This window comes from Ohtaekwangia sp., from assembly GCF_036568665.1.
Classification (GTDB): Bacteria; Bacteroidota; Bacteroidia; order Cytophagales; family Cyclobacteriaceae; genus Ohtaekwangia.
In genome coordinates this window covers 1-10,843 of the sequence record NZ_DATCSD010000114.1, presented here as the reverse complement: position 1 = coordinate 10,843, position 10,843 = coordinate 1, and the positions used below count along the sequence as shown (strand labels likewise).

Sequence of the window (10,843 nt, the reverse complement as noted above, 5' to 3'; positions counted from 1 at the left end):
CGATAATTTTTCAGTAAAGTAATGGTTCAGCGAAGCGGAGACATTATAGGTATTTTCATTCAGGTAGTCGTTCGTAGAACTGAGCGCTAATGACGTTGGCGTAGAGTATAAATCATTGTTGTTGAACACCGCCTGTCCGCGATCGAGTCGGCTGTTCGATTGATTATAGATAATATCAAAATTCAGACGTGTCTTGTCAGACGGGAGGAATGATACTGAAGGCGCAATCACCAAATTCTTATCGAACTGTAATTGACGAAAAGAATTCGCATCCTCATATCCTATATTTAGTCGGTATAGCAAAGTGCGTTCGTTGTTCATTGGCCCGGTAAAATCCGCCAGTGCACGAAATGTATTAAAGCTCCCGAAGGAAAAATCAAGTGATTTACGATTATAGTCGAGCGGCTTCTTGGTAACGCGATTCAATACGCCACCCGGAGATGCATTACCAAAGAGTGCAGATGAAGGTCCTTTTAAAACTTCTACACGCTCGAGATAATTAGCAAGCGGTTGCTTCCAGAAACCGGTGGATGTGCGAAGACCATTGATGAGCTGTGTATTGCTCTGACCGTTGATACGAAAACCACGAATGGTTATATCATCATAAAATGTAAATTGATTTACACCACTCATGTTCTTCACAATTTCACCGACACGCATCTGTCCCTGATCGCTGATCAATTCTTTAGTAACAAATGATACCGACTGCGGAAGATCTTTTGCGTTGAGCTCTGTTTTGGAACCTATAAAGGAAGATGTATTCTTATACGAGCGTTCCTTACGACCGATGATCTCTACTTGCTGCAATACATTGTTGCCTTCAGGTAAAGCGAAGTCCAGCAACACTACTTGTCCTTCAACAATGGTAACAGCATGCGTTTGTATTTCATAGCCTACCATGCTGCAGCTTACGCGATAATTTCCTGGGAGTAAAACAAGTTCAAAATTACCGGCCGCATCCGAAGTTGTTCCGGCCCGACTATCTTCCACCAACACCGATGCACCGGGCAGCAATTCGCCCTGCGCATCTTTTACTGTGCCCTGCACCTTTCCGGTTTGTGCGTATACCGGTACAGTTGCAAGCATAAACCAGGACATAATGATCCTGGTATAGAAATATTTCATAGGGTAATACGGGTTATGTTAATTGCCGCAAAATTACCCGACTGCTGTAGCGAAGCAAGTTATATTTACCATTGAACCGCAGAATACCTATCACCAGTGATTGATATATACCCTGTAGAGGTGAGGTGATGACTGCTTACTGCGAGCTTCGAGTCGCCCGAAGTCATGAGAATGCTTTAGGATATAAAATACACTTTTCCCTGAGAAGAGAAAATCCCATGATACAAAGAACACGAAGAAGACACGATGTTAACACAGAGATAATGAAGCATGAAGCTTAAAGCACAAAGCTTAAAGCTGAAAGATAAATGCAAGGGATATATACTTTGATTTTTTCGCTTTAAGCTTTATACTTTCCGCTTTAAGCTTTACCCTTTCTGCTTATAAAACCTGTGTGTTATAAAAGCAAGTGGTAACCCGATGGCTACGATAAGGATACTCATACCGATCGATGCCTGCAGAGGCCTGAAAGGCAGTGATGGTAATTTAGAAAGCGGCAACACTACGAGGTTCATAAACAACCATATCACAGCACCATAAAGTATACCGGTAACAATTCTGTTCTTCTGCAGGAACGGTAGTATAGGGTATATAATAAAAAACAGAATCGTCCAGCTAAAGGCAATGATATAGTGGAACACCAGTCCCCACACAAGCATGGCGTTATCGGGTAATCCTTCTTTACCGAATGCTGCTGTAGCAATGAAGCGCAATACAGCCATCGGATTTTTACCTCCGGAAGAAATATAGTAACTGATAAAAGCTGAAGTGATATCGAGCGTGCCGACAAGTAGTCCCATAAGAATAACTGTTTGCAACGCTCCGCGGGAGTTGGGGGTAGATGGAGTCATAGACGAATATACTTTTTTCAATGGGTAAGTACAACCCACAACGCGGTGGCTGGATGTCGCAGCAGTCGCTTTGCGCGACCGCTGTACATCCATTTCAAACCAAATCAATCAATAACCTTCTACCGAAATTATTGAGCCGTAAAATACCGCACAAAAAATACCTTCGACTCCACGGATATTGACTGGTGATAATAGTATTTTATCTCGTTGCTGTGGCATAGCATGACCCGGTGAAACAGCATTCTCTTCCCTGTTCTGTACGTTGCCACCTGTAATTTTATGCCCCGGCAATCGGGAAAGTGAGCTCGTTTTTATTGAAATATTAGCCTATATCAATACTATTTTATCCTGTCAATTGATAATTACTAAATTATTATGAATATTTTGTACGGACTTTAGCGCCTCCACCCATGAAAATTCTGCCGTTCAAAATTCCGAAGACATCGCAGGAATCATTTCGCCTGCAGGAAGATCACGATCGTCATTTCTATGATCACCTGCATCAGCATCCGGAAGTGCAGCTCACCCTGGTACTGGAAAGCGAAGGGAAGGTAATTGCCGGTGACTATATCGGTGCATTTAAACCGGGAGATATATTTCTGATCGGTCCGAATTTACCTCACGTATTTCGTAACGACTCGCGCTACTATACTCCTACCGATACACAGACAGCGCATTCCTATACTGTATTTTTTGAATGGCAGGCTTTCGGTGAAAAATTTCTTTCACTGCCCGAACTCAAGAAGCTCCACGAATTTACCAAAGTATCAGAACGTGGTCTCTATGTAAAAGACCCGGTGCGTAATCGCATCGCACAGCTCATGAAGTTATTGTTTCGTACCAGCGAAATGGATAGACTTATTGTACTGCTCAAAATACTCAATATACTTTCGCACACAGAGAGTATAGATCCGCTGGCATCGTCTGGTATATATAACGATCTTGATGAGATTGACGGTAAAAAACTGGCGGATGTATACCGCTTCACCATGAGTGAGTATCACCGTAAGATACACCTTGATGAGGTGGCCGACATAGCGAACATGACAATCAATTCATTCTGCCGATACTTTAAGAAACGTACACGTAAATCGTATATCGATTTTTTAACGGAGATCCGCATCGGGCAGGCGCGTAAACTTTTACAGCAAAATGATCTGAGTATATCACAAATATGTTTTGAGGTGGGGTTTAATAATCTCTCTAATTTCAATCGCAAGTTCCGTGAGCTGTGTGAAATTACACCAACGGAGTTTCGAAGGCTGCAGGTGAAGTAGCCTTTCTTTTCCCACGGAACTCACAGGAATTTCACAGAAGAGGAATACATCATTTGTTTCCCGCAGATCGCGCAGATGGGCGCAGAAGAAAATACAAACTGAAAGTTTAAAGTGAAAAGCTGAAAGCGGATCGCGCGTATACTTTGCACTTTCTGCTTTCAGCTTTCAGCTTCTAACCTATTTGTCAAACTTCCAGGTTGCTTTATACTCTTCGGTGAGCGGTTGGTTTGTTAATATAGCGCGGACCAGTTCTACGGGTATACTTCCTTCTTTCAGGATGCGGTCGTGAAAATCCTTTTCGGTCATCTTGCCGGATTCCACTAAATCCTTTTTCAGGTTATAGAATTGCAAGCCACCTACCATGTAAGCAATCTGGTATAGCGGGCCATAGTCACCGGTAAAAGATCTTCGTACTTCCGCTGCAGCGTTTGCATACTCATGGCCTACACGCTCTACAAGAAAATCTATACACTGCTGCGGGGTCATTTTTCCTAAATGATAGTTGAGTGAGAATATAATGCGGGCACAACGGTGCATGCGCCAGAACAACATACCGATGCGATCTTCCGGTGAGCGTGGAAAATTTTTGTCCCACAGGTTAAATTCCCAATACAGCGCCCATCCCTCTATCCAGAACGGTGTATAGAATGCATAGCGATAAGGTTTGTAACGCGCATTCATAAATTGCTGCAGGTGATGGCCCGGTATCAGTTCATGTTGCACGGTAGCGCGCGAGAAGTGCGGATTGTTACCACGCATGCTCATCATCTTTTCGCGATGCTCCATGGTGTTGGTTGGATATGATACTATGATCTCTTCGCCTCCAAGAAAGAATGGATTAACTTTTTGTGCTTCGGGCGACATCATGCGCATGCGCCACGTCTCTTTGGCCAGTAGGGGTACCGTGATAAGATTGCGCTCTTCGATAAAACGTATCGCTTCTTCTGCCAGTGAATCGATCAACGCAGGTTGTTGTCCGGCCGGAACGTACGTATTCTTTACTTTCTCCATCGCAGCCTTCCAGTTATTGCCAAAGCCCATCGCCTGCGAAGCCTTCAGCATTTCGGCATCACACCATGCAAACTGTTTCTGTGCTATAGCGATAATTTCTTCCGGAGTATACGAGATAAATTCCGTTTGCAGACTTTTGATCAACGCATCCCGACCTATCGGGCGACCAATGATACCACTGCCATCATCTTTCACTGATGTATTCACGTAGTGTTGTTTCAAAAATGCTTCATATACTTTCAGCGATGATGCCAATGTATCGTACGGTCGTTGCATCCACCACGTAAACAACGGATCGTAGCCCTTGTAAAATTTATAGGACTCTTCCAGGTTTTCGCGCAACGACTTTACTATCTCTGATGCTTTCTCGGCTTTTTGCCAACTTGAAAAAGGCGGAGCCTTTGCGATCTTCTCTTTCGTTGTTTTTATACCCAACAACATATCATTGAACTTAGCAGCAAGCGAAGCGGCTTCTATCGATTTTCCTCTTCTTCGCTCGCGAATAAATATATAGCCTGGTGTTGCAAAGTCTGCTACATAGGCAACTTCCTCAAACTCCTTTTGTTTGATCTTCAGAAAATATAGTTCCTTATCGATCTGGTTCTTTAACAAGATATAATCAACCTTACCATCCTGCGAAAGTTTAGTAAACTCTACCCTCTTCACCGTAGCCAACCAGTCGGTATAAAAACGTGTGAACCGCTCGTAATACTCTGCAGATTCTACTACAGTATATTTACTCGTCAACGCATACTTATCAGCTTCATACTGACTTACCAACTCATGAAGATCATCGGCCATAGCCGTGTGGCATAGCAAGGCAAAGATTATTGCCAGGGAGTTTAATTTCATATTCTTAAAATTCAAGTTTAAGGTTCAATGTTGTGGGTCAAAAATTATTGTGTCCCCGTGAATTTGAAATATAGTAAATCACCGAATATAAAATGCAGAACTCTGGAACAAAGAACTTTCAGCATGCACCGTAAACGTTGAACACGATTGAACCCTGAACTTTAAATCCTAAACAAAAAAGAACCTTGAACAAAGAACCTATACACAATTGAATTTTCAATTCGTAACAGCCCGTACACCAAACAGAGGTCCTGCCTGTTGATGAGGTTTTGCCTGGAAGGTGACAGTTATAGTCTTTTTTCCTTTCGTGAGCGAAGCCGGAATGCTATACGTGATGTCGTAGAATTTGCTCTCCTTGTATTTATTCAGGTCTTCAGTGGTGATCTTGTCTCCATCTACCAGTATATCGAATGTGCGACCGCGGTTGTCCATGCCCCAGTACGTTGCTATCAAACTCATGGGCATATCCGGATTTACCTTCATGGTAAATATCAAATTGCCGCCATCATTCGCTACGCGAAACTTACGTGTATGCGATTCACCTGCTTCCGTTTTATCGCCTGTAAAATTATGGTCGCGTTCCGGCTGCATCTCTCCTACGCGTAGTATATCCGTTGTGCGTTGCTCAAGGGCATACGCTGCTTTCTTTTGTTCTTCATATACCTTTTGTTGAACTTTCCACGAATCGGGTGTGAACACATCCCAGTATACGGTGTAGTGTTCATCATCGAATGTATAAAAAGGTTGTAGCGCTATATCATTGGGAAAACCAGCCTGCGATGTCTTGAACACCAGCGGATCCGTTGTATCTTGTTTGAGCCAGGCTGGTATACTATTTTCTGCCGTAACAATCACTGGTATACCCGTCATCGGATCGGGTTCGGTAGTTCCCAAATTTCCTGCGAGCAACACAGGACCGTAGAAGAATGCCTTTCGCGAAGTATTATCCGGCATCGGCATAGCATGAAGCGAAGCGGGCAATGATAACTCGATCACATCACCTTTCTTCCATTTACGATTCACCACTATATATCCTTCTTTATCTGTCGCTATATTTTCAATGGCTTTACCGTTTACTTTTACTACAGGCTTATTTACCCAATACGGTTTACGTATATGCAGCGGCAATGCCTGCGAACCTGTTGCCTGTATAGTAAGTGTAACTTTCGGATCGGCAGGCAAGTTAGAATTTAGTACGATCTCTACTCCTTTCTCCTTCCAGCGTAACCGCGATGGAATAAAGAGATTTACATACAAGCTTCCATCTTTCCCTTTGAAATATATACTTTCGCCATACTTCACATGATTTTCTATACCCGAGCCTACGCAACAGGTAAACGTATTGAACTGATCACTGAACTCTTTCTTCGTACCCATGCGCAGCGGCACAAAGTAGCACATCATACCATCGTGATGATTCTGCGAAGCCAGTATATGATTGTATAGCGCCCGCTCATAAAAATCTATATATACAGCAGAAGGCTGCAGCGCAAACAAATGCCGGGTAAGCTTCAGCATATTGTACGTATTGCACGTTTCCATCGTATTATCTGTGAGCTTGTCGTTGAGTACATCGCGCTTGCCCAGGTACTCGTAATTGCTGTTACCGCCCGGAGCAAACGTATGGTGCTGCACTACCGTGTTCCAGAAAAATTCAGCTATAGCAATATCCTGTTTGTTGCCGGTCACTTCATACCTGCGTGCCGTGCCTATCACCTTCGGAATTTGTGTATTGGAATGTTTACCCGGCAACACATCTATACCCACTGCTAGCGAATCGAGTATACGCTTGTCGTGAAATTTGTATGAGAGGTCGAGATACTTTTTATTCTGCGTAAAAGTATAGGTATTCACTAATACTTCATTCATGCCGCCATATTCGCAGAGTAACATTTTCTGAAGTTGTTCATCCGTCAGGTTTTTGAGTATATCGCCTGTCCAGTCGGCCATAGCCTGTTCTATCCTGAGTGCCTTATCATTATTACAGTATAAATATGCATCGAGTAAACCTGCCATGACTTTGTGCACGGTATACCAGGGCGACCACGCACCATTGAGATCAAATCCACGCGAACGAATATTTCCCTGCGATACTTCCATGAACACGGTATCTTCCCTGGGTATAGCGCCTATATATCCGGTCTTGCGTGCCTTCTGGCATTCGTCCAGTTCATCAACAATATAGTTTACACGTTTCACATATTCCGGATCGTTGGATGCTGCATAATGCATCGCGCAAGCCGACAGGTAGTGGCCTAATGTATGACCGGCCAATCCCGAATCTTCCCAGCCACCATACTTTGCACCTTTTGGCTGCAGACCGGAATGCCTGCGAAATTCTGAAAGCAAACGATCCGGCTCTATCGCCAGCAGGTAATTCGCATCGGCATTCATTGCTTGCCTGAACGGGCTGTCCAGTAACTCCACATCACTTAGATGAAACGAATACGCCTGTACTGGTACCACCGGTTTTATCTTTACACGACTGTTTACCGATTCAGGCACGTAGGATTGTGCAGTAGTTCGATAGCTCACTGTCAGTATCGATGCGACCAGAAGGAAACTATATATTTTACAAGGAGATTTAATGAACAGGCTATACATCTATAGGACGTTTGAGTAAGTATATATTTAAGATTAGTCAACACTCCATTCCATAATACCGGCCGAATGCTCCTTCGGCAAGATTACTTCCAGGCGCAGCGTGGATGTAGTGATGCGATCAAAAGATATCGTGCTGTAGGCATCTTTCTTTACTTCGTACGCAGCTGTATTTTTTACCGGCTTCCACGAGTCGCCATCTTTATAGAGCAATCGCCAGCCAGCCGGAATACGACAACCTCCGAATGGACCATCATCAAACCAATATACTTTGGAAGACGTGATGGCTGTAGGCTTCGCAAAATCATACTGCACCCACTGCACCGTATCTTTCAACGGCCACCAGTGATAGAACACGATCGAATGATCGTTGGAGTTCTTAGGCTCCAGTTGATCATTCATGGCCATCAGCGTACGAGTTGTATGCGATGCACTGATCTTGCTGGTAGAGGCAATAGTCGGAGCGGGCAATGGCTGAGCAGCTCCCGGCTTCTCTGGTATCCACACCGTCATCTCACCGGCACCACGGTGTGCCCAGGCATAGTAGGGTATCAGCGTTACCGGAGTGTTTACTGTTTTAAGATCAGCGGGAGATATGCGCACTACCGACTGGCCTTCTCCTGCAATAGTATATATACCTTTCAATAGATCCGTTTTGAATTGCCCCTGCAACGGTGCGGCTGGAGCAAGCATCAGGTTCAGCACACGATCGTCTGGCTGGTCGGGCCACTCAGCACAATATACCAGCGGGCCCCGTTGTATCGCGAGTTTGTCTTTATCATCAGCAACTTTGGCATTGGCTTGTATCCTGCGAATAGGTAATGGCAATTGTATATGTATGCGATCGCCTTTCTTCCATTTACGATTCAATACGATATACCCTTGTTGCAAGGTCATATCTACCGGTTTATCGTTCAGGTATACTTTAGGTTGCTCGCGGAAGTTATCTTCAAATGTATATAAATCGCTGGGTATAGGTTTGTTCACAGCCCAGCCGGGTATACGAACGCGTACATCAAATTCTCCGGCCTTCTCGGGGGTCACGTTAATAAGTATATCTCCTTCCCACGGATAGTTTGTTTTCTGTTCGAGTGTTACACGATTGCCGGGAATTTCAAATTGCGCACTGCCGGCTGCGAATAAATTTACATAGAGCGATTTCTCTTTCTGCGCATAAAAATATCCGCCCACGGAAGGAACAAAGCGCGCTACATTTCCGGGGCAACACGCACAACTAAACCACGCACTTCGTTCATGCTGCCCGTGCGACTCCAATGGATTCGGATAAAAGAATTTATCACCGGTAAGCGCTACTCCCGAGAGAAATGCATTATAGAGTGTACGCTCCAGCACATCGTAGTATTTTGCATCACCATGCATAAGGAACAATCTATAGTTCCAATATACATTGGCAATAGAAGCACAAGTTTCATTATAGGCCGACATATTGGGCAATTCGTAAGCAGCACCAAATGCTTCACCATTCCCTGTAGAACCTATACCGCCTGTGATATATAGTTTGTGCGATACTACATCGTTCCATATATCATCAATCGCTTTTATATAGGATGGATCGTGTGTGAGCGCCGCTATATCGGCCATGCCGGCATACATATAGGTTGCACGCACGGCATGTCCCACTGCTTCGTGCTGATCGGTTACACGAAGATGCGCCTGGTTATATTCATCACCACCCGGACCGCGCACATCCAGAAAGAATTTACCGGTATCGAGATATTTCTTGTCGCCCGTTACCTGGTATAATTTTGCCAATGCCAGTTCAATGATCTGGTGGCCGGGGTATATATGTAGTTTATCAGGGCCAAAGTCAGCACACACGCGGTCGGCAGCTTTGATAGCAATGTTCAGAAAATTCTTTTTGCCCGTGGCGTGATAATGCGCTATAGCCGATTCGATCAGGTGACCGATGTTATACAATTCATGACTCAGCTCTTCTTCTTTTTCCCAACGTTTAGTACCGGCCCACTCGTGTGCATGCTCGCCCATAATAGTACGGTTGGTATAAATATAGCCATCGGGTTCTTGTGCCTTGCCAATGAGATCGATCAGCGAATCAACTTGTTTCTCTAATGCAGGGTCTTTGAATATTTGAAATGAGTAACAGGCGCCTTCAATAATTTTATACAGATCGGTATCATCAAAAGTATACTCCGTGCAAAAACTTCCTGACTTCAACCCGGCAGCGATCTCGAAGTTCTTGATGCGTCCTGTTTCGCGACACTTTGCCAGCGTAAAAGGTATGGTAACATCGTGATTGGTTTTGATGCGCGGAGCCCAGAAGTTATCCGCGAGCTTCACCGATGTAAAAAGCACAGGATGTATCGGGTAATCGCCATGCTGGGCATTGACCGTAAAAACATTCCAGCAGAGAAGCAGGAAAAAACAAATGCGTAATAGGCAGGTATGAGTCATGCACGTAAGTCGTTTCAGCATCCGTTCGGTAACACCGGCACTGCGATGCTAAACATGCCGATATGACAAACTTAGTCGCTCACCCGCAGCCATCTTGTGTTGATCTTATCTTATGCTGGTAAAATATTAACCTCGACAAAATATCCTGCAAGGACCCGGATTGGGGTAACGATAAGGTACGAAAAAATAGAGACTTTCTCCAGGCTGTTGCGCAGCTCCATCAGAAAGCAATTTTCACCTCCCCCGGAATTATTTTATGCCTTGTCTTCGTCACAAAAAAATACCGGACTTATCCGGTATATTTTCAGTTTCTGATTTCGACAATTGGTTGATTTTTCCGTCCGGTATACCAGCTTGTCTCTGACAATTTATACTTTAACCAAATATACTCCCGCATACTGTATTACGGGCAAGCACCTTATAGCACATCTATATACCTATATATAGCGATGGTTCGTGCTGCCTGCTATACCTACATTGTTTACAGCCCGCCTCGTTCCTAATCTTACTACCGTTCCCGGCCGGAACAGCTTTTAGTAACCAACCCTATGCCTGACTATGAAAGCATTCTACAAAACCGTCCGACTTGCTATACTGTTTACCGGTATGCTAATCCTGAGTTGCCAGGAAGAGCCACAGTATACATCTGCAACCCATAAACAAACCTACCAGACTTTTATCACTGCCGATAAA

Annotated in this window: 6 protein-coding genes; 1 reads left to right on the top strand and 5 read right to left on the bottom strand. The window is 44.2% G+C overall.

Annotated features, from left to right (window positions below):
- Positions 1–1,125 (bottom strand): TonB-dependent receptor (locus VIN08_RS05930; protein WP_331961666.1); only part of this gene is annotated, 1,125 nt, incomplete at its 3' end.
- A 368-nt stretch (positions 1,126–1,493) separates the two neighbouring features.
- Positions 1,494–2,069 carry a DUF1440 domain-containing protein gene (locus tag VIN08_RS05925; protein WP_331961663.1) on the bottom strand — a complete coding sequence of 192 codons (576 nt, stop codon included), beginning with the start codon at positions 2,067–2,069 and terminating at the stop codon, positions 1,494–1,496.
- 317 nt (positions 2,070–2,386) lie between these two features.
- Here VIN08_RS05925 and VIN08_RS05920 point away from each other — a divergent pair, with 317 nt between their 5' ends.
- Positions 2,387–3,253 carry an AraC family transcriptional regulator gene (locus VIN08_RS05920; protein WP_331961660.1) on the top strand — a complete coding sequence of 289 codons (867 nt, stop codon included), beginning with the start codon at positions 2,387–2,389 and terminating at the stop codon, positions 3,251–3,253.
- A gap of 177 nt (positions 3,254–3,430) precedes the next feature.
- Here VIN08_RS05920 and VIN08_RS05915 read toward each other — a convergent pair whose 3' ends face one another.
- From VIN08_RS05915 to VIN08_RS05905, 3 genes are all read right to left on the bottom strand, one after another.
- Entirely contained in the window at positions 3,431–5,116 is a 1,686-nt protein-coding gene (locus tag VIN08_RS05915; RefSeq protein ID WP_331961657.1) for a DUF885 family protein, read from the bottom strand.
- 216 nt (positions 5,117–5,332) lie between these two features.
- Positions 5,333–7,621, bottom strand: coding sequence for a beta-L-arabinofuranosidase domain-containing protein (locus VIN08_RS05910; protein WP_331961654.1), 2,289 nt, complete (start codon positions 7,619–7,621; stop codon positions 5,333–5,335).
- A 132-nt stretch (positions 7,622–7,753) separates the two neighbouring features.
- Positions 7,754–10,150, bottom strand: a complete 2,397-nt coding sequence (locus VIN08_RS05905; RefSeq protein WP_331961651.1) for a glycoside hydrolase family 127 protein — start codon at positions 10,148–10,150, stop codon at positions 7,754–7,756.
- Between the last annotated feature and the right edge of the window lie 693 nt (positions 10,151–10,843).

Coding starts and splice junctions, on each gene's coding strand:
- VIN08_RS05925 (WP_331961663.1), bottom strand. CDS start 2,069: ATGGATGTACAGCGGTCGCGCAAAGCGACTGCTGCGACATCCAGCCAC.
- VIN08_RS05920 (WP_331961660.1), top strand. CDS start 2,387: ATGAAAATTCTGCCGTTCAAAATTCCGAAGACATCGCAGGAATCATTT.
- VIN08_RS05915 (WP_331961657.1), bottom strand. CDS start 5,116: ATGAAATTAAACTCCCTGGCAATAATCTTTGCCTTGCTATGCCACACG.
- VIN08_RS05905 (WP_331961651.1), bottom strand. CDS start 10,150: ATGACTCATACCTGCCTATTACGCATTTGTTTTTTCCTGCTTCTCTGC.